The sequence below is a fragment of the Sphingomonas segetis genome (assembly GCF_009720245.1).
GTDB classification, from domain to species: domain Bacteria; phylum Pseudomonadota; class Alphaproteobacteria; order Sphingomonadales; family Sphingomonadaceae; genus Sphingomicrobium; species Sphingomicrobium segetis.
Genome location: NZ_WJSQ01000003.1, coordinates 25426 through 47210, shown reverse-complemented (window position 1 = coordinate 47210; position 21785 = coordinate 25426). Strand labels below are relative to the sequence as shown.

The 21785-nt window shown below is 62.9% G+C and carries 34 protein-coding genes and 1 tRNA gene; 10 read left to right on the top strand and 25 right to left on the bottom strand.

Going from position 1 to position 21785, the window contains the following annotated elements; genetic code table 11:
- The coding region (locus GH737_RS00870; RefSeq protein ID WP_196232904.1) for a D-Ala-D-Ala carboxypeptidase family metallohydrolase at positions 1-763 on the bottom strand (763 nt) is incomplete at its 3' end.
- Positions 764-826: 63 nt separating this feature from the next.
- Between GH737_RS00870 and GH737_RS00865 the strand changes: the two genes are divergently transcribed.
- From GH737_RS00865 to GH737_RS00835, 7 genes are all read left to right on the top strand, one after another.
- Positions 827-1141: a polyhydroxyalkanoic acid system family protein gene (locus GH737_RS00865; RefSeq protein ID WP_155262973.1), complete on the top strand. Its 315-nt coding sequence runs from the start codon at positions 827-829 to the stop codon at positions 1139-1141.
- Between the two features lie 94 nt (positions 1142-1235).
- Complete coding sequence (locus tag GH737_RS00860; protein ID WP_155262972.1) at positions 1236-2534, top strand: FAD-dependent oxidoreductase; 1299 nt, start codon at positions 1236-1238, stop codon at positions 2532-2534.
- A 188-nt stretch (positions 2535-2722) separates the two neighbouring features.
- Positions 2723-2798: transfer RNA gene (locus GH737_RS00855), tRNA-Lys, on the top strand.
- Positions 2799-3049: 251 nt separating this feature from the next.
- A complete protein-coding gene (locus GH737_RS00850; RefSeq protein WP_196232903.1) occupies positions 3050-3268 on the top strand; it encodes a Lar family restriction alleviation protein in 219 nt (72 codons plus the stop codon).
- On the top strand, positions 3265-3624 hold the full coding sequence (locus tag GH737_RS16050; RefSeq protein WP_155262970.1) for a Lar family restriction alleviation protein: 360 nt from the start codon (positions 3265-3267) through the stop codon (positions 3622-3624). Before GH737_RS00850 ends, GH737_RS16050 begins: the two co-directional genes overlap by 4 nt.
- A complete protein-coding gene (locus GH737_RS00840; protein ID WP_155262969.1) occupies positions 3617-4096 on the top strand; it encodes a hypothetical protein in 480 nt (159 codons plus the stop codon). The genes GH737_RS16050 and GH737_RS00840 overlap by 8 nt, the downstream gene beginning before the upstream one ends.
- A 1-nt stretch (position 4097) precedes the next feature.
- Positions 4098-4442: a hypothetical protein gene (locus GH737_RS00835; RefSeq protein ID WP_155262968.1), complete on the top strand. Its 345-nt coding sequence runs from the start codon at positions 4098-4100 to the stop codon at positions 4440-4442.
- An 865-nt stretch (positions 4443-5307) separates the two neighbouring features.
- Here the strand turns inward: GH737_RS00835 and GH737_RS00830 are convergent.
- The 18 genes from GH737_RS00830 to GH737_RS00745 all read right to left on the bottom strand — a co-directional run bounded on the left by GH737_RS00830 (position 5308) and on the right by GH737_RS00745 (position 15320).
- Complete coding sequence (locus GH737_RS00830) at positions 5308-5574, bottom strand: hypothetical protein (protein ID WP_196232902.1); 267 nt, start codon at positions 5572-5574, stop codon at positions 5308-5310.
- On the bottom strand, positions 5571-5861 hold the full coding sequence (locus GH737_RS00825) for a DUF6378 domain-containing protein (protein WP_155262966.1): 291 nt from the start codon (positions 5859-5861) through the stop codon (positions 5571-5573). Before GH737_RS00825 ends, GH737_RS00830 begins: the two co-directional genes overlap by 4 nt.
- Before the next feature lie 88 nt (positions 5862-5949).
- Entirely contained in the window at positions 5950-7038 is a 1089-nt protein-coding gene (locus GH737_RS00820; RefSeq protein ID WP_155262965.1) for a winged helix-turn-helix domain-containing protein, read from the bottom strand.
- A gap of 21 nt (positions 7039-7059) precedes the next feature.
- Positions 7060-7281, bottom strand: a complete 222-nt coding sequence (locus GH737_RS00815; protein ID WP_155262964.1) for a hypothetical protein — start codon at positions 7279-7281, stop codon at positions 7060-7062.
- On the bottom strand, positions 7278-7472 hold the full coding sequence (locus tag GH737_RS00810; RefSeq protein WP_155262963.1) for a hypothetical protein: 195 nt from the start codon (positions 7470-7472) through the stop codon (positions 7278-7280). The genes GH737_RS00815 and GH737_RS00810 overlap by 4 nt, the downstream gene beginning before the upstream one ends.
- A gap of 292 nt (positions 7473-7764) precedes the next feature.
- Positions 7765-8019: a hypothetical protein gene (locus tag GH737_RS00805; RefSeq protein ID WP_155262962.1), complete on the bottom strand. Its 255-nt coding sequence runs from the start codon at positions 8017-8019 to the stop codon at positions 7765-7767.
- A gap of 106 nt (positions 8020-8125) precedes the next feature.
- Positions 8126-8692, bottom strand: a complete 567-nt coding sequence (locus GH737_RS00800) for a S1 family peptidase (protein WP_155262961.1) — start codon at positions 8690-8692, stop codon at positions 8126-8128.
- Positions 8682-8987 (bottom strand): hypothetical protein, encoded by a 306-nt coding sequence (locus tag GH737_RS00795; protein ID WP_155262960.1) that lies wholly within the window; start codon positions 8985-8987, stop codon positions 8682-8684. The genes GH737_RS00800 and GH737_RS00795 overlap by 11 nt, the downstream gene beginning before the upstream one ends.
- Positions 8984-9595, bottom strand: a complete 612-nt coding sequence (locus tag GH737_RS00790) for a glycoside hydrolase family 108 protein (RefSeq protein WP_155262959.1) — start codon at positions 9593-9595, stop codon at positions 8984-8986. Before GH737_RS00790 ends, GH737_RS00795 begins: the two co-directional genes overlap by 4 nt.
- Positions 9596-9766: a hypothetical protein gene (locus GH737_RS00785; RefSeq protein ID WP_155262958.1), complete on the bottom strand. Its 171-nt coding sequence runs from the start codon at positions 9764-9766 to the stop codon at positions 9596-9598.
- A complete protein-coding gene (locus tag GH737_RS00780; protein WP_155262957.1) occupies positions 9763-9933 on the bottom strand; it encodes a hypothetical protein in 171 nt (56 codons plus the stop codon). Before GH737_RS00780 ends, GH737_RS00785 begins: the two co-directional genes overlap by 4 nt.
- Positions 9934-10126: 193 nt before the next feature.
- Entirely contained in the window at positions 10127-12604 is a 2478-nt protein-coding gene (locus GH737_RS00775) for a hypothetical protein (RefSeq protein ID WP_155262956.1), read from the bottom strand.
- Entirely contained in the window at positions 12604-12933 is a 330-nt protein-coding gene (locus tag GH737_RS00770; RefSeq protein ID WP_196232901.1) for a lytic transglycosylase domain-containing protein, read from the bottom strand. The genes GH737_RS00775 and GH737_RS00770 overlap by 1 nt, the downstream gene beginning before the upstream one ends.
- Positions 12934-12940: 7 nt before the next feature.
- Positions 12941-13711: a hypothetical protein gene (locus tag GH737_RS00765; protein ID WP_155262954.1), complete on the bottom strand. Its 771-nt coding sequence runs from the start codon at positions 13709-13711 to the stop codon at positions 12941-12943.
- Positions 13712-13936 carry a hypothetical protein gene (locus GH737_RS00760; protein WP_155262953.1) on the bottom strand — a complete coding sequence of 75 codons (225 nt, stop codon included), beginning with the start codon at positions 13934-13936 and terminating at the stop codon, positions 13712-13714. It lies immediately after the preceding gene.
- Positions 13936-14658 (bottom strand): tail fiber domain-containing protein, encoded by a 723-nt coding sequence (locus GH737_RS00755; protein ID WP_155262952.1) that lies wholly within the window; start codon positions 14656-14658, stop codon positions 13936-13938. Before GH737_RS00755 ends, GH737_RS00760 begins: the two co-directional genes overlap by 1 nt.
- A gap of 64 nt (positions 14659-14722) precedes the next feature.
- Entirely contained in the window at positions 14723-15004 is a 282-nt protein-coding gene (locus GH737_RS00750) for a hypothetical protein (protein ID WP_196232900.1), read from the bottom strand.
- Between the two features lie 136 nt (positions 15005-15140).
- Positions 15141-15320 carry a hypothetical protein gene (locus GH737_RS00745; RefSeq protein ID WP_155262950.1) on the bottom strand — a complete coding sequence of 60 codons (180 nt, stop codon included), beginning with the start codon at positions 15318-15320 and terminating at the stop codon, positions 15141-15143.
- Between the two features lie 107 nt (positions 15321-15427).
- Here GH737_RS00745 and GH737_RS00740 point away from each other — a divergent pair, with 107 nt between their 5' ends.
- From GH737_RS00740 to GH737_RS00735, 3 genes are all read left to right on the top strand, one after another.
- Positions 15428-16756 (top strand): hypothetical protein, encoded by a 1329-nt coding sequence (locus GH737_RS00740; protein ID WP_155262949.1) that lies wholly within the window; start codon positions 15428-15430, stop codon positions 16754-16756.
- Between the two features lie 2 nt (positions 16757-16758).
- Positions 16759-16881: a hypothetical protein gene (locus GH737_RS15960; protein ID WP_275401937.1), complete on the top strand. Its 123-nt coding sequence runs from the start codon at positions 16759-16761 to the stop codon at positions 16879-16881.
- 70 nt (positions 16882-16951) lie between these two features.
- Complete coding sequence (locus tag GH737_RS00735) at positions 16952-17167, top strand: class I SAM-dependent methyltransferase (protein ID WP_155262948.1); 216 nt, start codon at positions 16952-16954, stop codon at positions 17165-17167.
- On the opposite strand, the gene GH737_RS00730 is transcribed toward GH737_RS00735, so the two are convergent.
- The 6 genes from GH737_RS00730 to GH737_RS00705 form a co-directional block, all read right to left on the bottom strand.
- Positions 17157-17939 (bottom strand): hypothetical protein, encoded by a 783-nt coding sequence (locus GH737_RS00730; protein ID WP_155262947.1) that lies wholly within the window; start codon positions 17937-17939, stop codon positions 17157-17159. The two genes, GH737_RS00735 and GH737_RS00730, sit on opposite strands and share 11 nt — an antisense overlap.
- A 79-nt stretch (positions 17940-18018) precedes the next feature.
- Positions 18019-18759, bottom strand: coding sequence for a hypothetical protein (locus GH737_RS00725; RefSeq protein ID WP_155262946.1), 741 nt, complete (start codon positions 18757-18759; stop codon positions 18019-18021).
- 9 nt (positions 18760-18768) lie between these two features.
- On the bottom strand, positions 18769-19902 hold the full coding sequence (locus tag GH737_RS00720) for a hypothetical protein (RefSeq protein WP_155262945.1): 1134 nt from the start codon (positions 19900-19902) through the stop codon (positions 18769-18771).
- A gap of 1 nt (position 19903) precedes the next feature.
- Complete coding sequence (locus GH737_RS00715) at positions 19904-20764, bottom strand: hypothetical protein (RefSeq protein ID WP_155262944.1); 861 nt, start codon at positions 20762-20764, stop codon at positions 19904-19906.
- The gene (locus tag GH737_RS00710; RefSeq protein WP_155262943.1) at positions 20765-21481 is read right to left on the bottom strand and encodes a hypothetical protein; all 717 of its coding nucleotides are present in this window, start codon (positions 21479-21481) and stop codon (positions 20765-20767) included. It abuts the gene before it with no gap.
- Between the two features lie 4 nt (positions 21482-21485).
- A complete protein-coding gene (locus GH737_RS00705) occupies positions 21486-21752 on the bottom strand; it encodes a hypothetical protein (protein ID WP_155262942.1) in 267 nt (88 codons plus the stop codon).
- Positions 21753-21785 lie beyond the last annotated feature (33 nt).

Here is a 21785-nt window from a genome sequence, read left to right as displayed (position 1 = left end):
CGACGAAGGCGGGGGAGGCCGCGGCAGGTGCCGCCGCCGGAGCCAACACCGGGGCGGAGGGCGGCAGGGGCTGGCCGACGCTGGCGATGTCCTCGGGATGGACGATCGGCGGGCATTCCGCGGCGACCGCCGGGTCCATGTTCCAGCGCCGGAACTTGGTGCTGTCGACGTGGAACCGGAGGTAGGCGTAGAAGCCCAGCCCGGCGCTGTAGGCGGCGCCGTGTTCGGTATGGACGCCGCACAGCCTGCGCATCAGTGTTACGCGGTCGATCGGGCGCAGCGGCACCATGTCGATCGCGGAATCGAGCTTGTGCGCGCTTTCGGGGGCGCCGCCGGCGCATTTGTTGAGCACCGGGTTGCGGTATACCGACACCGCCTCGACCGGTCCGATCGCGGGAACCACATAATCGCGCACGTAGCGCAGCGTCTGCACCATGTGCGGCCATTCCGCGGCCGGGGGCACCTCGAACGGTTGCTGGCCGCAATCCGACCACGATGTCGCGGTGCGCAGCAGCTGCCACGTGGGAAGCACGCCCCCGACCTGATTAGCTTCGAGATAATCGTTGAACGCCTTGACCTGCCCCGCGCGCCACGGCGCCGCGAGATACCAGGAACGATAACCCGGCTCGTCCTGCCCGGCGGTGATATAGGGTGCCGCGGGGTTCCAGACGGCAGGTACCGCAGGCGCTTGCGCGACCGGCGCAGTGACTTGCGTGGGCTGCGCCGCAATCCCGGCAGCCATGAACAGGGCGATCAGCTTCATCGGCAAAATCATACTCGCATGCCGCGGCTTGAAAAGCGCTGAACGCCGCGCGACATCGCATCGATGACTCAGCCCATCGAAGTCGACCTGCCCCACAAGCTCGGCAAGGACGAGGCGCGGCGCCGCATCGCGAACAACATCCACAAGCTCCAGGAGCATATTCCCGGCGGCGCTCAGGTGCAGACCGGCTGGACCGGCGATCAGCTCAACCTCGACGTCGCGGCGATGGGTCAGTCGGTGACCGCGACGATCGACGTGATGGACGACAAGGTCCGCCTGAAAGTGCTGCTCCCGCCGATGCTCGGCATGTTCGCCGGCCTGATCCAGGGCGCGCTTCAGAAGCGGGGCGGCGTGCTTCTGGAGGATCACAGCAAGTAACTCGTCATTGCGAGGAGTGCAGCGACGAAGCAATCCAGTTCCCGCCACTGGATTGCTTCGCTACGCTCGCAATGACGGCACAGCGGGAGAGATCATGCGCCATTTCGCCATAGTCGGTTCGGGTCCGGCGGGCTTCTACACCGCCGAGGCGCTGGAGAAGGCCTTTGGCGGGGCCGCGCGCATCGACCTCCTCGACCGCTATCCCGTCCCCTACGGCCTGATCCGCTTCGGCGTCGCCCCCGACCACCAGTCGCTCAAGGCCGTCAGCAAGCGCTACGACAAGGTGGCCGAAAGCGATGGAGTCGACTTCATCGGCAATGTGACCGTCGGCCGCGACCTGTCGATCGCCGAGCTCCTCGATCTCTATGATGCCGTGATCCTCGCCACTGGCGCGCCGCACGACCGCAAGCTCGGCGTTCCGGGCGAAGACCTTCCCGGCGTGGTCGGCTCGGCCGAGTTCGTCGGCTGGTACAATGGCCATCCCGAGTTCGCCGACCTCGACCCGCCGTTCGGCGGCAGCCACGCGGTCGTCGTCGGCAACGGTAATGTCGCGCTCGACTGCGCGCGCATCCTCTCCAAGACGCGCCACGAGTTCGAAGGATCGGACATCGTCGGCCACGCGCTCGATGCGCTCGACACATCGGCAATCCGCACCATCACCATCCTCGGTCGCCGCGGCCCGCACCAGATCGCCATGACTCCCAAGGAGCTCGGCGAGCTTGGCCACCTCGAGGAGGCGGTGCCGGTCGTCGATGCCGCCGACTTCCCGCCCGTCGAAGCGGACGACGCCCTCGACCCGGGGCTGCGCAAGTCCGTGACCCTGCTGCGCGGCTTCGCCGACCTGCGGCAGGACAAGGCCAAGCACATGGTCTTCGACTTCTTCGCCAAGCCGCTTCGGGTCGAAGGTGACGGAAGGGTCGAGCGCGTAATCGTCGAACGCACCGAACTCGACGACAAGGGCGGCGCGCGCGGCACCGGCGAGACCTATCAGGTGCCGGCTTCGCTGGTGATCACCGCGATCGGCTATTCGACCTCTCCGATCCCCGACGTGCCGTTCGAAAGCGGCAAGTTCGTCAACCAGCGAGGCCGTATCTCGGATCGGCTCTACGCCGTCGGCTGGGCTCGCCGCGGCCCCAGCGGCACCATCGGTACCAACCGCCCCGATGGGTATGAAGTCGCCGACCTGATCGCGGCGGCAATGCCGGCCGGAAGCGGTGGCGAGCGGGAAGGCGCTACAGGCCTCAAGCGCCTCCTCGAGACGCGCGGCATGATGCCAACCGATTACGACGACTGGCGCAAGATCGAAGAGACGGAAATCGCCCGCGCGCGCCCCGGCAGCCCGCGCGAGAAGTTCGTGCGGCACGAGGACTGGCTGCGAACGCTCGGGCGCTAGGCGGCAACAATGGTCGGGGAGAGAGGATTCGAACCTCCGGCCCCTGCCTCCCGAAGGCGTTTCCCCTCGCTGTCGCGTGATAGCGAACGGCGGTTTCCCTTCGGAGGTTGCTGCGGTCAGATGGTGAACACTTGCACTGATTTTCGGGAACAAGGTTCAAGGTGAACCTCGACCCCTGTCTATTTGGAGGGTTGGTAGCTCAGTTGGTAGAGCAACTGACTTTTAATCAGAGGGCCGCAGGTTCGAACCCTGCCCGACCCACCAATGGCTAGCAAGTTTCGCACTCGCAAGCAGCGCCACCGCGCGAAGGCTGTTTTGAAGCACGGCAAGACAGCCGTTCGGAAGCACATGCGGAAAAGCGGTCGAACTGGCGGCATTTGGAAGAAGCGGACCCACGGTAAGCACGCCGCGCAAGGGATCGAAGCCCGTAGGGCCACGACCGCGCAGCAGGGCGTGGTTCACGAGAGCCCGGTTCCGAAGGAATGCGCCCAGAACCAGTCAAAGGAGCCCACCCCATGACGATGAAGGAACTTGCCGAGCGGGTGCTGTTGCCATGCCCATTCTGCGGAAGCGATGGAGAACTTTTCGTGCGGGGGTTCACAGACGACAGGGCCGATGCCGGAAATGCCTACATCGGCTGCGATACATGCGGAGTCGAGCAGCCATATAAGCGCTCGCCAACCGAAGCCGTCGCCGCGTGGAATACCCGCGCATCCCAGGAGACCACACGATGAGCGCCGATAGTGACATGGTGGCACCGTGTCCATTTTGCGGGTCGGAGGACGTGGGGTTTACCGACCCGCCCGCGCCGTGGTTCGTGCAGTGCCGTTCATGCCTAACCGAAGGTCCGTCAGCCCACGGCGACGATAGCAAGCGCGGTGCCGCTCGGGCATGGAACACCCGCGCCGCCCTTGATGCCTCAGGGATCGGGGAGCTGGTAGTTCAGGCGGAAACCTACCGCCAAATGCATGAGGACGCCGTAGAGCTTGGCTATTCGTCGATCCTCGAAGCTCTCGAAGATTTGGAGCGGATGAAGAACGACGCAGCCCTCTCCCGCGCTCGCGCTACTCAGGAGACTAATAGTGAGTGAACGACAGGATATGGGCGCGTCCGCTGTCGCGGAAACCGGCTCTCACGCTTCGCGCCACGCCGCCTCTGGCGTCGATGGCCCTTTGGGTTTCGATCCGGCGCGCATTGAGGCTTTACTACGATCGCTCCTGCGCGGTCTGTTTTCATCACTCACGATCAGCTTCAACGATGACCACGCTTGCAACTATATGACCGCCCAGCAATGGGCGCACGACGGCGACTACCCCGCCGAAGATTGGGTTTCTGAGGCTGAGCGCGATAAGGCGCTGGCGACCAACAGCGTGTGGAGTATCCAATGGTATCCCGACACGCCGGTCGGCTTCTGCCGCCTGCACGCTTCATCGCTCGATGCGCTGGTTGGCGCGATAGCGATGGAAGCCCGACAGGGGCGGGACGCCGAAGAGCGGCCCGATCCGAAGGACGACAGCGCGGGCCGGAACGGCATCGCCCAACCTCCATCGGGAGACTCCTAACATGACTGAACGATCCGAAGATGCGCTGAAGCCTTGCGACAGCGGGATGAGCGGCGAGACAGTAGCGCGTGCCGAAATGGTCTGGACGAACTTGCCGACGCGGGTGCCATGGACTTCGCTCGCCACGCACGAAAAAGCGCTCGTTTGCCACACGGTCGCCGCTCTCGAAGCGGGATGCGCTGGACTGGTGGCGGAGAATGCGCGGCAAGCCTCGCTTCTGAAACAGGCGCTCGAAGCGATCGACAGCCGGCGGTCCGAACCGTTGTTCATCATGCGCGACGCAATTCGGAACCACCTAGAGGACCGCACCGCCCTTCGAGGCGACCGAGAGCAGGGAGAGGAATGATGAAAAGGCGTTCACTCGCGGGTCACAGCGAAGATTGCGAATGCCCGCTATGTAGTATGTCGGAAGATGATGCGCGGCGTCGCTGCCGTATTTGCGGCAACGAATATCAGGCGCACGATATTCTCGGTCACTGCCCCCGTCCGCGTTTCATGGAGGCATAACCATGCCTGACAAAGAGCAATCCCCGAGCGTGACGGAGCTGAAGGAGAAGCGATGATGAGTATTCCCCAGGCGCGGCTCGCGGGACTTGTGCCTGACAGAGAGCGGCCCCCGAGCGTGACAGAGCTGCCGACACTGGAAGAGGTTCACGCTTTCCTGCTCGGCACCGGATCAATCGACGGCAAATGGTTCGGCGAAGGAGATTCTGGCCGGCCCTATTGGTGGCGCAAGTTTCTTCGCGAGGCGATTGCATCTCGGGAAAGATGAGGAGCTGGTGGAGCGGATCAAGCGCAAAGTTGTCAATGCGCGCGGCGTTGAGGTGAATGAGGACACTCCCGAGGAGGAACGAGATCGTCTGTATGTTGTTCGGCGTTCCCGCCAGCGGCGGTGACGGCCCCTCCGGGCTAAACGCAATGCAGTTTGAACGACGCAAATAGCCCGCGCAGCCCTCAGTGGGAAGGACAGTCCTGATGCCCCATGACAAATTATCGCGAGAGAGGGTGCTGGACGAAAGCACCGCGCTTGGCCGTCTCACGATCTTCGCCAATGAGACGAACAGCTACATGATCCGAGCGGAGCAGCTACGGCCAGATGTGCGCGAATTGCTCGCCGCCCTCCGCAATCCCGAAGCTGACGATGATCGCGCTAACCCCTCTTGGCCCTCCGCCCCATCTGCCACAGTATAAGCCCTATCTCTTCCGCTTGTTCAGGAGATAGCCGGCTTCTTCGTGAGCCGCTTGTGGACATACATAGAGGATGTGATTCCCGCCGCCCCGCTTAGCCCATAGGTGAGCGCCGCGCTCCAGCTCAAATCGCGGAACAGCGCGCCCCAAAGCGTCGTCTGCATCATGGCTATCAGGAAGCTCCCGCCGGCAGCCAGCGCGAAGTTCCCGTGGTTCACACAACGGCTCTGAAAGCCGAGCAGAAACACGCTGGCATAACCGGCTCCGAAGATCAGAGCTAGGTGCATCACGCGGCTAGGCGATTGACGATCAGCGCGGCGTAACCGGCGATGTCCCGCCAGCTATCGTCATATTCGGGATCGCCCTTCAGGATGCGCGAAACCTTGGTCGCGATCATCTCCAGCGCACTTTTGCTGTCGTCGGGCAGCGCTTCCCAATTCGGACTATCCTGCATTGCCCTCTTGATGTTCTGCTCGATCCGCCCCTGGTCGGCGAAGCTGCCGTAGCGAGAGCCGCGCTCGTTCAAGGTGGCCTGAATGTCGCTCACAGGTTTCTCCAGCGGCGTGAAGGTCAGCATTTCGATTGGATCGCCCGAAAGCGGGTGCGGGTTAGGCCACCACGCCGCTTGACCGACACCCGCAAACATGGCACTGCGTAGCATGATTTCAGGCCGCTTGCAACATGTCCGGTGAGGCGTTCGTCCGCCAGACTTCGCCGAAAGCCTTATGATAGGTCACGGCTGTTGCTGACCGGAGGGAATGCCACCCCCCGCGCGCCGCGTAAGCGTCACGGGCTGCCAATGTCGGATGCTGGAGAACGATCATCCCGGAGTGCTCTTTCTCCTCCAGGTGGTGACGGTGGCCGGTGTGGCAGTAACGCTTCGTCGTTCGACCCCATTGCGGAGCGAACTGAGCCGCGAACAGCAACGGCAGTTGATCGTTCTTTTTCAGGTGGCCGTGGTGAAAGCAGAGCAGCGTCTTGCCCCACTCCACAGCGTAATATGGAAGCGGCGACTGATCGACCGTAACCCGAGGCTCTTTCTCATAGAGGGCTGCGAACATCTGACGCAGCCACACCGATGAAGCGAGATCGTGGTTGCCTTCCGCGAGAATCACATGAACGCGGGAGTGCTTTGCGAGCGCCATATCGACCACTCGCCGCAAAATGCGGATCGCGACCTGAACAACCTTGTCGAACCGGCTGTCTGCGTCGAGCAAATGACCCGATGTTGGGGTGACTGCGCTCAAGCCATCGAAGTGCAGGAAGTCGCCGAGCTGGTTGACAACGGCTAGCTCAGAGGCCGGCGAGGTCTGAATCATATGAAGGAAGCAGCCGAGCAGCGTTTCTTCGGCGATCGTCAAATCCCAATCGTCGCCGCCTTCCTGTTTCCAGGCGAGTGCGCCGACATGGCAGTCCGTCAGGGTGTAGACGGTCGCCAAGAGCGCCTCAGATGCGCGGGGCGCTTGCGAGGGGGGAACTCGGGGAAGCTCGGCGGCGAGCGCTTCAAAGGCGGCGCGGCGGGCTTCCTCTTCCCGCTCCCGGTCTAGGCTTTCGCGCTCCCACTGAAGAACCTGCTCGCCGGTCTGTAGATTGGTGAGGGTGGTTCGCCCGGTGACGATGAACGGGCTTCGGATTTCCCGGTATGATGGCCAGCCCTTTAGCGTGCTGGCGGCGATGCCGAGTTCGTCGGCGGTGCGCTGGGCGTTGCGCCCGTTGCGCTCATATACCGGCTTGAGCTGTTCGGCTGAAAGCACATGAAGTCCCCCGCTCGCGCCCTATTGAGGCGCAGCTTCCGTATTCGCACATTCAGGGCATGGACTGACCCGATAGGTGTGCGGGTCTTGTTCGCCCCATCCCTTGCAGCGCTTGCAGTGGCCTGTGAGCAACGCGCACAGTTCCGGCCATGAGACGTGCGGGAACAGGCCGCGCAGCTTCATCTCGGCCAACGCCTTGAGCTCATCGGCATGGGGCAGTTGAAGCTCGGCGAAGATGTTCACTTCGGACTGCTCTCGACGCAGCCGGCGAGAATGGTCAAAAGGCCGTCGCTATAGGCGCGAACTCTAATCAGACTTCCCGCGAGGATTTGCGTGTCGCGGTCGGCTTGGCCGGTGAGTGACCCGTGAACCTTGGGCGGCTGTTGCGCCTTGAGCTGCTCGTATTGAGCGCGGGTCAGGCAGTAAGTTTGCACGAACCGCGTGTGAGCGCAGCCGGTTAGGGCGAGAGCGGCCGCGAGAACAATTCCTGCAGGCTTCAAATTGGCGCAAATCCGCGCTTTTTTCAGGTTTTCCCCCGGCCGCGGAAGCGTGTTTTCTGCAGGCATCCTCATAGCGCAATCCGCTTGTTATTGGCAGCTTTTTGTGGTAGCGCAGTAGTTGGTTGCGGCGGTTCTGAGGAACGCGCTTCGAGTGAGCCGAATACGTGTCCCGCTGGCGGCGAAGCTTCACGAGCGGCGGGCGTCTCAAAGTCGGTGCCGCAACCACTCACAGGTCCGCGCCCCTTACCCCGCTCGGCGTAACCCCGTGGCACTGTTCCGGTAGAGGCTGTGTCTCTACCTCTTTCGCTTTCCCGTCCGCGTCATGGATGGTGCGCGTGACCACCTTGATCCGCTCTTGCGTCTCGACCTTCTGTTCGTTCCGCTTTGACGAGATCGCCTCAAGCTGCGCGTGCACCGTGTCATATTGCCGGTGCCATGCATCGCGGTCGTGGCGTGCGTCGGCGAGCTGAAAGCGCTGCAATACAAGTATGGCGCAGAGCCCGATACAGACGAGCTGCCAGAAGCTCCGGTGCGATAACCAGGTGAGCGCGGCTGAACCTGCTCGCCCCGCCAGAAGCCAGAGCGCGCTAAGCAATGTCCGCCCCGCAAGCGCTTGTGTCCTTTAATTCCCTCGAAAGGCTGATCGGCGTCCCCGGCACATAGGCATTGACCGTGCCGACAACCTCGCCGGCCTCGTTCATCACAGGCCCGCCGCTCATTCCCGGAATGAAATCGTTGGGGCCGATCAGGACGCGCTTGCCATCAGGGGCCTTGGCATAGGTCGCATAAACCGCGAGCGCGGTCTGCCACGGTGCGCCCCCCGCATGGCCGACCGCCCAATACCATTGCCCCGGAACGAAGCCGTGACAGTTGATCCTGAACCCGTTGGGAGCGCCGGTTGCCGTGTCGAGGCGGGAGAAGTCGTTCACCCCGTCCTGCTCGGTCACGGTGATCGGTGCGCCGTCGATCCTGCAATTGTGCATCGCGGTTACATGTGCGACACTGATCCAGTGGTTTGCCCCGGCCCGGAACGCTGTGCCCCGCCCTTCCGCGCAATCGACCCGGTGCACCATCGGATACTGGACGAACGAGATAGGTGAATAGACAGGTTGCGGCGCGGCCAATGCCAGCGCGAGGATTCCACTACGCAGCATTGCCGTCCCCTTCTGCCGAAAGCTCGGCTCCGTCTTTTCCCGCTCGAACTGAGAACCGCCCCACCGGCCCGCCGACAGCCATCGCAATCGTGACCGCTATTGAGCCGAGCACGGCCCCGCCCATCGCGCTCCACAAAGCGATGAGACGCAGCTTGGCGAGTTCAGGAGGCCAGTTGCCCCACACGATCAGGGAGCCGGCGGCGATTGCGGCGATGCCGTAACAAACCCCGGCCCCGATCATCCACCGCCCGAAATAGCGGCGCTCGCTCTCCGCGAAGGTGGAGGGCGGGATCAATGCACCAGCTCCAGCCGGTTTGCCGCCCAGCCATAAAGAAACTGCTCTTGGTTATGGTCGCGCTCGCAAATCTCCAGGTAGCGCACCGCCTGCTGGCCGTTGACGAGCTTGAGAAGAACCTGCTCCCCGGCGTCCCCGCGCTGCTGCTTGTATGCGTCCAAAGCCGACAGCGTGAGATGCCCGATCTGGCCGTCCTCGATCATGTCGGGATAGCCCGAGGCCCCACGGTTAAGGCCGTTCAATGCCCTTTGCAGGAACCGCGTTGCGACCTTCGGCCCCATGTTGACGCCGCAGTCGAACAGCTTTTCGGCGAGCCTCTGGTAGCGAAGGCTCACATCGTAGAACTTGGGATCGATCCAGTATTGCTGGCGATAGATTTCCAGCGCCTTGTCGCGGGTGAGCAGGCGCATATCCCCGGTGTAGCCAAAGGCTTTCGCGGTCTGCTGCGTAATGCCGAAATTGGTGGGGCCGCCCTTGTCGTAGGGAGAATTAACATAGCCCCCCTCGCGCTTCAGGAGTGCGTCGAGCATGTCGTCAACGGCGCTCACAGCGCCCCCCGGCCTTGGCGTGTAGGCGCGTGGAGCCAGAAGCGCGCCGATCCACCCCATTCACGCGAGCCTCCGCAGCACGCTTGCAATCTTTTCGGGGATCGGCTCGGCAATCGCCTCGTTCCACACGCGCTCGGCATTGCGGAGCGCTTCGACTGCGAGCGGGAACTGCGGTGAGTAACGCTCCTGAAACCGGAGCACGGCATCGCGGATTGCCTCTTCGCGGCTCATCGCGAAGGCCCGTATCTGAGGCGGTCGTGGATGCGGATTGCGCCGAGCGTAATCGAGATCAGGCCGGCAAGGATTGTCACCGCCAAGGCGATGCCCTGCCAGAAACTGATCCCGGCGATTACGGCAAAAGCCGCCGCCCCCGTATCAAGGATGCGATGGTCATGCACGCAACTTCCCCCCGCTCATGGTTATGGTTCCACTTCGCGGATCGGAGTGGTATGAAGGGCGCGATGACTTCCCTTGAGATATTCCTGAGCACCGCTTTGGCAGCGGCTATCCAGGGCGGTTACAAGCTCGTCACCGGCAAAGACCTGATCCCCGCTAACCCCAATGGACCGCTCTACAAGTGGTTCGGGAAATCTAGTCATGGGGCTTCGCCAAAGCCGCCTGAGCGCCTACCGCGCCCGTAACCCTGCCAGCCTTGCCGAGCGCCTTGCCGACCGCCTGAGCTGCCGGCCCGCGCCCCGTGATGCTTCCGACAAGCGCCCGTTGGCCCGCCTTGGTATAGGCAAGCGCGATCAGCCCGCCGAGCGTCAGGCCAGTGCCGGTATATCCGCTTCCCGCGCCCGCTCCGGTTCCGGCTCCGATGGCGAGCGCCGGGAGCACAAGCCGCCCCGCCGTGCCGCTGTCGGGAACCTTGCTCGGCAAGACTTCCTGCATGTTGCGCTGGAAATCGTGGAACTCGCTCTTGCCGGCCGCAGCCGCGTGCCGCCCGCCATATTTGATCGTGTTCGCCTTGTCGGCGGTGCCGAGCTGCGCGGACGTGAACAGCGCGTTGCCGTCCTGTGACGTGTTCTTGGCGGCAAGGACCGCATTCTCCAGCGTCGAGACGCGCTTGAACGCCTTTTTGGCCGCGTCATAATCGGCGATGGTTCCGGGGTGCTGGCGCTGGAAAATGCCCTCGACCGCATCGATCATCTTATCGACGGCATCGCCGATGCGCTTCTGAGCCGGGTGCTTCTGTGAATAGTAGGAGGACTTGATGCCCTCCAGCTCTTGAAGAAGCGGCTGAACGTCCTCGCCGCGAACGCTGAGCGTGGCGGGATCGACATAATCGTTGATCGCGGAGTCCACGAGGTTCTGAACGTCAGGTGCGACGCTCGGTGGGAGCTTCTGGATCGCCCGCTGCGCCTGCGTCGCTTCCGCGATGAACGGATGATCGACCGACGCGACCTTGCCGCCCAACGCTTTCTGGAACGCCTGCCCGACTTGCGCCTGTGCGTCCGCGACAGCCTCTTCGCCGAACTTGCCGCCGGCATTGCCCTTGATCGGCTCAAGCGCGCGGTCGAACGCGCGGCTGTTCATCTTCTGCAATCCCTCGATTCGGCGAGCGTTGATCGCATCGCCGACGATGGGGATTCCGCTCAGACGGTCCTCGGCGCTCTTCAGGGCCTTGCCCGCCGTTCCCGACTGACTAAGCGCCTGCCCGATGGTGAGCGGCACTTCTTCCTTTGCGACCGCGTTGATCGTCGGCGAAGTCACCCCCCTGGCGAGTGCGCCGGGAACCTTCAGCAAGGCTTGGCCGGCGAGACTTCCGCCAGCCCCGACGAGTGCTCCGTTGAGGATATTCGCTGCCGTGCTTTGGTCGCCCGTCGCGCCACCGGCGGCTCCACCGTAAGCGCTGTCGGCAAGAGCGCCTCTCAGAAGCCCCGGTGCCATGCCGAGCTTGCCAAGGACGCTTTCGAGGCCAAGGGCAGCGGTCGCGCCGCCGGCAAGCGTTCCCGCAAGAGAGGCGTTGGGGTGCTGCTGTTCCGCAACGCCAAGTGCGCGGTTGATCTCGTCCGTCTTGCCGGTAAGCGGCCCGACCAATCCAGCGGTCGCCGCGTTGCCGGCTTCCATGATCGCCGCGCCGGGAGCGCTCTGGGCGATGTCGTTCGCAACCTGCTCGCCAGCGGAAAGCGGAACGTCTGTCGTGTAGAATGTCGGATCGACACCGAACTTCGCGCCGGGGTGCTTTTGCCGATACGCCAAAGCCTGATCGACCCAAGCGCGGAACTTCGGATCGGTGCGGAGCTTGGGAGACGCGCGAACCGCAAAGCCAAGGATCGTGTTGCGATCCGCTCCCTTGCTCATCAGGGAGGCAATCTTGTTGCCAAGCTCCTGCTGTTTGGGATCGATGACAGCGCGGGTTTGACCGGCAGACGGGGTGAGCGTCGGTCCCTGCTCGCCGTCGCCACCGCGTGCGATCGGGTTCGGATCGATGGCCGGTTTTGCATCGGGAAGCGGGGCAATCCCGTATTCCTTTTGCACTTCCGGATCGGTCGGGTTCTTGCCCTCGCCAATCGCCTTCAGCGCCTTCGCGTGGCGCTCGACAATATCGAGGCTCGTCTTGAGTTCGTCGGCGCTCATGTCGGGGCTGAGAGACGCGATGGAGTTGGCGAGCCGCTCGCCTTCCTGCTCGGTCAGCGACCCCATTCCAGATGCGCCGGTCTTGCTTTGCTCGCGCAGCGCCTGGAGCTTTTCGAGAATGGACGCGCCCTTGATGCCCTCAAGCGCGCCGAGGAAGTCCTTGCGCGGCGTGCCGGGGAAATGACCGGCGAGCGAGCCGAGAACGCCCGTCGCAAAGCCCGTGTCGATCTGCTTGCGGGCGCGAGTGACGTTGGTAAGCCATTCGTCGAGGCCGAGGCCCTTGATCGACTGCGCCAGCGCCGGATCGGTTTCGGGTGTCTTTGCGAGGTCACGCCGCAGCTTCTCGACTTCAAGCTCGTCCTTGGCCGCCTGTGCCGGGGTTTGCGGCGTCGGCTGCCTGGGCTTTTCGGGCAACGGCTCGATTGTCATTCCCGTAGGGGGAGTGAGGTCGATCCGGTCGCTGTCGGGGACGGTGAACGGGCCGGCCATTACTGGAGCCTCGCAAGGACTTCGTTGGCGTAGGCGCGGGTCAGCGGCCCCCACTGCGAGCGGTCAGGCCCGCCGTGGTAGTAATGCAGCGCGTCAGTGATGTTGCCGGTCCTTTCCAGCCCTTCGCGGAGATAGGCTGAGGCCAACGCCCGCTGGTATTTCAGAGCGCCGGGATCGTTCGAGCGCAGCATGTCGGGCCGAAACGGCAAGCCCAGCTTGGTCGCCATTTCCTTCGCGGTTCCCGGCATGAGCTGCGTCGAGCCCAATGCGCCTTTCGGGCTCACGGCGGTTCCGTTGCCGTGGCTTTCCTGCTGGATCACAGCGTCCATCAGACTATCAAAAGCCATGCGACGGGGTTGAAGCCGTCGCACCTCCCTTGATGCCGATGTTGCCCTGCGAATCCCGGTAGCGCGTGCCGGCGGGAAGCGCGTTATACTCTTCCTCGGTGTTGACCACGGGAACCGACTGAGCCGGGGTTGCGCCGACCGAAGGCGGTTTCAGCAGATAGCCCGCCGGGGAATTGCGGCCGTAGTAAAGCTCCAATGCCTGCGGAGAGTGTGGATCGATACCGAGCGCCTGCAATTCACGAACGAAGTTGGGCTCTGCGGCCCCGTCCTTGGTGAGATGCCCGCGAATGATCGCCTTGCCCTCGTCGGAAGCGGGATCAATGCCAGCCGCCGTCATCTCACGGATGATGTCGGGAGCCTGCGCGGCTTCCGGGTGCTTCATCTTGTAGAGCGCGAGACCGGCTTGCGGGTCTTGCTGGAAAATGGATGCGAGGATCGCGTCGGTGTTGCCGAGATAGTTGGCGACGGCCCCGCCCATCTCGCGAGCCTTGAGCTTGTTGGCGTAAGCCGGCTCGCCGCCGTTCGCGACAAGCAGCGCATCGCCAATGCGGCCGAGAATGTTGCCGAGCCCGCCGCGCCGCTGTGGAGATTGCTGCTGCGCTATCTGGACAGGCGCGGCCTGCTGCATCGCCTCGCCGATGACGCTGCGAATTTGCCCGAGCTGTGCGTTGCGCGCGAGTGCGTCCGCAATCCCGCTTCCATCGGGAACGTTCGGCGCTTCGGGTTGAAACGCAGAGAATGCGTCCGAAAGCGAGAACATCTAGCGGATGCTCTGAAGCATGGCCTGAATGAACTCGCCGAAGGTTCGCGGGCGCTGCTGAATGCCGTAATTGGGATCGAACTGCTGTGCCTGGGGAGGCGGGGGAGCCTGGTTCATCGCCTGCTGGAGAGCAGAGCCGACATTGCCCATCGTGCTGCCGTCAGAAGGCGTCGGTGCGCCGCCCGCCTGCATTGCGGTTCCGAGGCTGCTGAAGATATCGCCCATTACATGAACCTCGCGACTTGAGCTGGATCGGGCTCGACGTTGAGAAGCGCGGGGATGATCGTCTGATACCCCTCGATTTCGGGGCCGAGCGCCCAAGGCTGGTATTCGGCGACTTCATCCGCCATCGGGCCAGCGTGACGGCCTTCGGGAAGTCCGTGCCCTTCAACATAACCGAAGGCGTAAATCGGGAGCCCATCGGGAAGCGTCGCCACCCGTTCCACGTTCGTCTTGAGGCGGCGGTCGCACGCCATCAGCGCGCCGAGGAACTTGCCGAAGTTGCCGGTCTCGCTGTCGCTCTTGCCCGAACCCTTCGAGTATTGGCCGGCGTCGGAAATGAGGCCGCCCGCGCCGAGGTCGAGCTTGGCGAGGTCAGACAGATGCCCGAGATAATCGTTGAGGTAAGTGGACGCGAGCCCCTCGCGAAACTTCTCCATCCCCTTCATCGCCGCGCCGGAACGCGACAATCCTAGAGAAGCGTAGCGGTTGGTGAGCCCGTCGAGCCCCTGGTTCAGAAGGAAGTCGCCGCCGCCCTTGTCGTAAAAGGACTGGAGCGGATCGTCGGTGCCGAGACCGAGGATATTGCCGAGGCTTCCGGTAACGTCGCCGAACTGTCCCGACGAACTGCCGAAATCCTGTGTGATCTGCGGATAAGCGAGGTTGCCGCTTTCGCTCTTTTGCTTCGAGCTGGAACCGCCGAAAATCTTGTGGAAGATGTCGCCCAAGGGTCGCTCCGAATGCCAACGGTGGAGCGCTCAGAAGCCTCGGGCGAGGCGAGCGAATATCTGCTTATGCCACAGACTTGAGGGCAGGAAGGTTAGTGAAACGCAGCTCGCTCAGCGTCACTTTCCCGATGGGTCGGATTGCCTCTCCGGTGACGGTGAATCCCAACAGCTTCGCGAACATCAGCGCGGCGGGTTTCGTTTCCGGTGTTTCCCCTCGGATCAGCTCGGCCCCGTAATCATGGAACATCGCGTCAAGCATTGCCCGCCCGTGCGCCAGTGCCGTTCTTCCTCGCGTCGCAAACCAGCTATGACCCATGTAGATATTCGGCCCGAGATGGTCGAACATGCTCAGGTCGGGACCGATGCGTAATGCGATGTTGCGCGGATCGCTAAGCCAGTGTGTCGCTGAGAAAGGCTTGTCACGCCATTCCTTCGGGACATTTGCCGCTAGGAGCGATGCAAGCTCTATCGGCTCAGTGACCCTAAGCGGCGTCACCCTGTAGCGCTTCCAGCCGTGCGATTTCCGCTTTGACCGCTTCGACATTGGCCTTGAAGCCCGCCTTGGGCGTGCCGTCGCGGTTGGTGCGCGTGGCGAGCTTCGTCCGAATGTCTGCAAGACGGGCAGCGGTCTCTTCCGGTGTTTGCGGGTCGAAATGGCTCATTCCGGCACGGTAGCACGGCGATGAAGTGATTTAGGTTCGCGCTTATGCCTTTGCAGCAGCATTAAATTGTCGTTAGGCTCGCTCGGCGTTCTGGAGTTGGGGGCAGAGTGAAGCACGAACCGATCGTCAGCGCACCGCCGGTTCGTGCGTTCTGGCTGCCGTGGGTTGTGTTGGCACTCGGCGCTCCGGCACTCTTCCTGCTTCCCATCACCCACGATGCTATCTGGCAGATATGGCTAGGGCGACAGATGCTTGGCGGTGCCGAGCTTTACCTCGATATCATCGAGGTCAATCCGCCGCTGTGGTTCTGGATAGCCGAGCCGCTCGCCGCGCTTGGGGCAGACCCGCGCCTGACCGTCATCGGCTTCTTCATTGCGACGATGGCTGTCTCTCTGTTCCTGACCCCGCCACGGTTCAGGCTGCCAGCCGCCGCCGTTATACTTCTGGTCCCGCTCCATGACTTCGGCCAGCGCGAGCACTTCACCCTTCTTGCCACCATCCCGTATGTTTTCGCTGTCGCCACGCGCGCCCGCCGCGAAACTCCGCGCTTCCCGGTCCTGGTTGGACTGCTCGCCGCACTCGGCATCTGCCTCAAGCCGCACTTCCTGCTCGTGCCGCTCGCGCTGGAGCTGCTCGTCCACCGTGGCGGCCACGTCCGCGCTGAGACCGTGACGCTGGCCCTTGGCGGGCTGGCCTATGCCGCCGCCATCCCAATCTTCGCACCCGCCTACTTCATGGTCGCGCTACCGATCGTCATGCGCTTCTACGGCGCATTCGGGCAGGCCCATCCGAACTATATCATGCTCGCCGCCGCCTTCGTCCTTGCCGCTGCCGGCGCGTGGGGCGGACGGCGAAAGGGATCAATCGAGACGCGGGCGCTCGTGCTCGCCTCGCTCGCGTTCGTCCCTGCCGTGCTGATCCAGGACAAGGGCTTTGCCTATCATTCCTTGCCGGCGCGCGGGTTGCTTGCCTTGGCCGCCATCGTCGAACTCGTGCGCCTTCGGGACTCTCCCTGGGCGGACGGGCTGCTCGTCGGCACGGTGGTCCTCTGCTGCTGGCCGTTCGGCTTCTATGTGAACCCGTGGCGCGCGGAAGCCGAGTTCCACTTCGCCGGCATCCCTCGCGGTTCGTCGGTGATCGTCCTCGCTTCCAACCCATCGGCGGCATGGCCGATGGTCGAGGAGCATGGCTTTCGATGGGGCTTGCACCAGTTCTCCACCTGGCAGGTCAATGCCGTCATCAGGAACCCCGCGCTTCTTCCTGATGCCCGCCGGATCGTCGCACCCGATCTGGCGAAGCGGCCTGACCTGCTGATCGTCGATCATCGCCCCGTCCTCGGCTCCACGGCCGCCGCTCTTATGCCGCCGGGGTATCTCCGTTGCTACGGCTTGTGGCGTCAGAGCACCCGTCTCCGCTCCTACAGGAGAGTCTGCTGACCATGCCCAAGTCCTTTGTCCCCCGTCAGGAGCATGTCGGCTCACGCTTCTTCAAGGGCTACGTCCTCGGCGTGATCCTGAGCATCCCCCTATGGGCGGTGATTATCTGGATTGCCTTTCATTAGCCGCTGCATTTCTTGCAGTCTCGATATCAAATGAACGGGTTATCAATTACATACGTCCGTAAAGGCTGACATCGCATTCGTGGACGGCGTCCACCGTTCCGAATGGGTGTTCAAGCAACTCTCGACATTGCTCCCGACGATGAAACCGGGCGGATATATCCTGTTCGACGACATCAATTTCTCGGATGACATGGAGCGATGCTGGCAAGCGATCGCAGAGCGCTTTCCTCGGCGCGCCGTCATCGAGCGCCGCGTCGGACTCATCCGGACGACCGCTACCTTCTGACCAGGCAATAAATCTTCCCTCCGGCACCGCCGATCGTGCCGTCGCCGGAGGAGTAAACCCGCACCGCGTTGATGGGTGAGGTTGACCCGACGAAGATGCGATGGTTGGCGCAAGACGTGATGTTAAGCCCCGCCTTCAGGCTGCCGTTCACATTGGCCGCCTGGATCATGGCCGCGCCCGTCCTGGCCGCCGTCGCCCCTGGTGTGAAGAATTCGAGCATCGCCGAGCTGTTGGATTCGACACCGGCAGTGGTCGGGATCACATAGTTGCCGGAAGTGCTGAAGAACGACGCCCCGTCGTCCACGCTGACGCGGGCAGCCACCTGCCCTGACACCGATTGAGTCACGTTGCGGACGATCAGCAGGATGTCTTGGGCGCCCCCGAGCCCCGTGAAGTCGATATTCGTCTTGTTGCCGTCGATCGACTGGTCCCACGAGCCGGCGAGCTCCCAACCGCTCCCCCCTCCCGCCGTATCCCATGCCGGGTCAGCCCCGGCGCCTAGCGTCTTGAGGAACTGTCCGCTGGTCCCCGCCGCAAGCCTCTGCCACCCCGCTGCTCCGCGAAACAGAAGATCACCCCGAGCGGCCGAGCCGATCAGGTCGAGCGCCTGTGAAAGCGTCAGCTCCTCGATTGCGCCGGCCGTCGATTCCTTGTTACCGAGCAGCCGTTGTGCCGCCGCTGTGAGGCCGCTTGTCGTCACCGTTCCAGGCTGTATCGCGCCATCGGCAAGATCGTCCGTCACCCCTTTTTCATTCAGGAGCTGCTGGATCATCTGCTGGAAAAACGGCGTCGGGTTGCCGGTCTCGGGATCGACAATCGGGACGTTGTGATGAAGCGGCGAAAGTTGCGTGCTAGCCATCGCCAAGCTCGCAATCGAATCCGTCAATGCGACGGCAATATCCAGTTGAAATTATCTCGAATATCCGCCCCGGCGCGGTCATCAGCCCAAGCCCATACCAGCGGAACAGCGTTGATGTGCCGGTCGCTTCCGCCGTGACCGAACCGTGGTTCACATAGCTCGCGCCGCCGTCATCGCTCGTCCTCAAGCTGATCGTCGTTCCCGCAGCCGAGGGCTCGGCTTCACTCACCGCAAGCTCGGCCATGTAGCAGGGGCGAGCCTGTCGCATCCTTACCGTCACCTGCCCCGTCACCTGCGAAGTGATTGGCGTATCGCCATTGTCGAGCCGCCCCGTGGGGTCGAACTTCCACACGATCCCGCTTTCGGTATCGCAGCCGAGGTTGTAGCCCTCCCAATCCACGGCATCGTTGACGCGGAGATATGCCTGGTCAGGCGACTTCCACCGCGTCCATTGCCCGGTGAGGCGGTCAACGACGATGGTGCCGGCGCTCCCGAGCTGGAGGCCGTAGAACACATGATCGTCTTGCAGCAAAGGCCATGCTCTCAGGTCCATGCGGTCACGATTGCTCCTGACCAGGGCATAGGCGACGACCTGATGCACATAGACCGGAAGTCCGGTCGAGGTTTCGCCAGCCGAGACGGCGAGCACGGGCGCTTGCGATAGGCGCGCTTCCGCCGCCGGCTGGGCGGCCAGCGCATAAACGACCGCCTGGGTCAGTCGGGCGTCGGTCACGGCACAACCTCACACACTCCGCGTCATACGCAGCCACGCCGCGTTTAGACTGTCGCGCGTCCATCGCGCCGATGAATTGGGGTCAACGTCAACAGTGTCGCGCCAGTAGGTCGGCGCTACCGTGATGGGCCGCTCGTCGGCATCAGTCGTGGCGGCAACGGACTTCATGCCCGCCTTGGTGAACGCCGCGCCGGAATCCGACTTGCTCAGCCTTTGGTGGATGCCGAGCCCGCGAATGTATGTGATCTCTTCCGGCAAGTCCTCAAGGTCGAACTCGGAAAGGTCGGCGGCGGCCGAAGAGGAGATGTAATCGGCATCGTCTGGCGAAGGTTCGTCGATCAGCGCGTAGCCGCTTGTCCCGGTCGATTTTGCCCAATCGGCTTCCGCTGTGTCGCCATTGGGAAACAGCGGCCACACTTGAAGTTCGCCGATATAGTTGGTGGGCTTCGACCCATCCATTTGCGGGCAGAAATCGGTATCGACCGCGCTGTCCCCGGTGAAATCGTAAAGAATATAATCGTCGAAGTAGAACGTCCCCGAGGTCGCGCTCGAAGAACTGTAGATGAACGTCGAATCGCTTAGCACAGGGTCGGCGTTGTAAAGCGTGTCCAATCCCGTCTGCTCGACCCTGTGAACTCCATTGACGGCAATGCGGATGAAGCCTGCGGTGTCGCTGTAGCCGATCTGGATTTCGATGTGGTTCCATGCGCCCGCGACGAGGAGCGGATCGCTAGTGTAGAGCAGGGTTCCGGGGCTAGAACTCGACCCGCCGAGGAACATTCCGCGATAGACCTTGAATGCTCCGTTGGTATCGATGCCGACCGCAATGTGGTAGCGATTGGTCGCCGCCGTCGGGGTCGCCATGATGACGGGAAAACATACCGTGCTCGTCGGCAAGGCGGGCATGTAAACCCGGCATGTTTTGCCGAGGCCCGTTACCGAATTGGTCAGCACCTTGCGAAGCGTGCCCGCGCCAAAATCATTGAACGCCGTGCCGCCGAAGAAGAATGAGTGCGTCCCCGTTGCCGCTTGGGCTGTCGAGGGGAGGATCGATATGGCGCTACCGCTCGCAGCATACGAGCCGTCGAGCAGATTGTCGGGGTCCGTCCCGTAATGATCGAACCCGTCCTCCCAAAGTCTCATGTTACGCCCCCGCCTCGATTGCCGCGAAAATCGCGTCGCGCACGGACTCGGCGACCGAGGGATCGCTGATCGGCACGGGCTGTCCCGCGATATTGTAAACCGTGCCCTGATCCGAAACCGCGATGACGCTGCTATCGGGAAGGCGAACGGCGGTCCCGTCGAAGATGCCGAAGTCGAACCGGCGTCCCTCGATCCGCTGGAACGGCGCGTCAGGGTCTCCCGTAGCCCGCCACGGCTCGATGCTTTTTTCACCCAACAGCCAAAACTCATCGCCGACCGCGCGGACCTGCAACACAGCATCCGGTAGTCTCTCGGCGGTGGCGAAGTTCAGAGGGTCGATCGTCAGCTCGCCGGGATTGATCCAGTAGAAGCGATCCGAGTTGTTCTGGACGCACATCACATAAGTGTCGAACACGTCGAGGCTGACCATTGGAATGTCGTCAGGCGTGTCGATTGCAACCAGGTCGGACGAACCATCGGTGTATTGCAGCGTCACCCCATCCGTGATGAACAGGTAATCATAGGTCGCGGCCATGTCGGGTGTTCCGTCGCCGTCGATCAGGCCGACGATCTGCGTCGAAGTGACCGTGCGGTTCACTTCCATGTGATGATTGTAAAGTTCGGTCCCCGAGACGTGGAACAGGTCGCCATTGGAAAAGCCCGGTTGGCGATAGAGCCGCCGCCCCGGTCCATCCCCGGCTTCGAGGAAGTTGACCAATGCTGGCCGTTCGATCAGCGCGCTATGCTCCGAGCCGTTGCCGGGGTTGGTTTCGAAGAACAGGTTGGTGAGCACCCAAGCGGGCTCGTCGCCGCGATTGCGGACCCATGAGCGGATGCCGAGCGGGATGCTGGTCAGGGCCACTTACGGCCTCCCGAAGTTGAAGGCCGTGCTGGTCTCGGAATAATAACCCCGCCTCTGATGGAACAGGCCAAGCATCGGCTCGTTCCGGCGCATCGGCTTGCGGTAGCGCGCCTGGATTTGCGCCCGCGTGCGGCTGAGAACGGCCTGCGATTCCGCCGTCATCCCGAGCCCATATGAAGGGTTCAGCTCCATCGCGAGCATCGCCACGAAATAGGGATCGAACTCACTCGGCAGCGGCATCTCGTCCGACTCAGCGAGCGTGTTGATCTTCACCCAATTCGCGGTGTCGGCGCGGTAAAGCCATTGCCGCGTGTCGCCATCGGTCGAAAGGGTTAGGGTTGCCGAGCCTTCGATGGTGCGTCCGTTGCCGTCTAGCGTCAGGTTATAGGTAGCGAGATTGTTTCCGGCGTCGGCAAAGGCGAGCCGCTGACCCTCATATGGTTGAGGATCGAGGTTGAGCGTTTCCGCCGACGACAGATTGAGGATCAGCCGGCTATTCTCCGGAACCCACGTCGCGACGGATTGCGACTGATCGTAGTCGCCGCCGATGTTGAGGTCGCGCAGCTCCTGCCCCGCCTCATAGCCGATCGTCGAGAGGATGATCGGGTTGAGCATGTCGAGCGCTTCGGTCTGCTGCGCCGTTGATGGAGTGGCGACCAAAGGGATGATGTTCGTCCGCCGATATGCGCGGGTGATGATCGCGCTGGCAAGCGTCACAGGCTTAGACCTGGAACGTGCCGGCGGCGGAAGTCAGGACCGCGTAAGCCCCGCCCGAACAATAATAGCCGAGGCGGTAGTATGTCCCCGCCGTAACCGACATTTCCGCAACGATGTCGATCGTGCCGTCCGATGCGATGCCGGCGATGATCTGGAGCGTGCCAGAGGTAGAGCTGGTGCAGAGGAAGCCGCCGACCGCGCCTCCCGTTTCCCCGATGAGAACGCCGCTGGCGTCCATCGCCTTCGGGGACCAGACTTCGCGTGTGTGCATTCCCGCTGTTCCTTATGTTGATGGGGAAGCGAC

Bases quoted from the DNA above. Each gene is read 5' to 3' on its own strand.
- GH737_RS00865 (WP_155262973.1), top strand. From the start codon at position 827: ATGACTCAGCCCATCGAAGTCGACCTGCCCCACAAGCTCGGCAAGGAC.
- GH737_RS00860 (WP_155262972.1), top strand. From the start codon at position 1,236: ATGCGCCATTTCGCCATAGTCGGTTCGGGTCCGGCGGGCTTCTACACC.
- GH737_RS00850 (WP_196232903.1), top strand. From the start codon at position 3,050: ATGACGATGAAGGAACTTGCCGAGCGGGTGCTGTTGCCATGCCCATTC.
- GH737_RS16050 (WP_155262970.1), top strand. From the start codon at position 3,265: ATGAGCGCCGATAGTGACATGGTGGCACCGTGTCCATTTTGCGGGTCG.
- GH737_RS00835 (WP_155262968.1), top strand. From the start codon at position 4,098: ATGACTGAACGATCCGAAGATGCGCTGAAGCCTTGCGACAGCGGGATG.
- GH737_RS00825 (WP_155262966.1), bottom strand. From the start codon at position 5,861: ATGCTGACCTTCACGCCGCTGGAGAAACCTGTGAGCGACATTCAGGCC.
- GH737_RS00800 (WP_155262961.1), bottom strand. From the start codon at position 8,692: ATGCTGCGTAGTGGAATCCTCGCGCTGGCATTGGCCGCGCCGCAACCT.
- GH737_RS00790 (WP_155262959.1), bottom strand. From the start codon at position 9,595: ATGGGGTGGATCGGCGCGCTTCTGGCTCCACGCGCCTACACGCCAAGG.
- GH737_RS00785 (WP_155262958.1), bottom strand. From the start codon at position 9,766: ATGAGCCGCGAAGAGGCAATCCGCGATGCCGTGCTCCGGTTTCAGGAG.
- GH737_RS00775 (WP_155262956.1), bottom strand. From the start codon at position 12,604: ATGGCCGGCCCGTTCACCGTCCCCGACAGCGACCGGATCGACCTCACT.
- GH737_RS00770 (WP_196232901.1), bottom strand. From the start codon at position 12,933: ATGGACGCTGTGATCCAGCAGGAAAGCCACGGCAACGGAACCGCCGTG.
- GH737_RS00765 (WP_155262954.1), bottom strand. From the start codon at position 13,711: ATGTTCTCGCTTTCGGACGCATTCTCTGCGTTTCAACCCGAAGCGCCG.
- GH737_RS00760 (WP_155262953.1), bottom strand. From the start codon at position 13,936: ATGGGCGATATCTTCAGCAGCCTCGGAACCGCAATGCAGGCGGGCGGC.
- GH737_RS00750 (WP_196232900.1), bottom strand. From the start codon at position 15,004: ATGTTCGACCATCTCGGGCCGAATATCTACATGGGTCATAGCTGGTTT.
- GH737_RS00745 (WP_155262950.1), bottom strand. From the start codon at position 15,320: ATGAGCCATTTCGACCCGCAAACACCGGAAGAGACCGCTGCCCGTCTT.
- GH737_RS15960 (WP_275401937.1), top strand. From the start codon at position 16,759: ATGCCCAAGTCCTTTGTCCCCCGTCAGGAGCATGTCGGCTCACGCTTC.
- GH737_RS00730 (WP_155262947.1), bottom strand. From the start codon at position 17,939: ATGATCCAGCAGCTCCTGAATGAAAAAGGGGTGACGGACGATCTTGCC.
- GH737_RS00720 (WP_155262945.1), bottom strand. From the start codon at position 19,902: ATGAGACTTTGGGAGGACGGGTTCGATCATTACGGGACGGACCCCGAC.
- GH737_RS00705 (WP_155262942.1), bottom strand. From the start codon at position 21,752: ATGCACACACGCGAAGTCTGGTCCCCGAAGGCGATGGACGCCAGCGGC.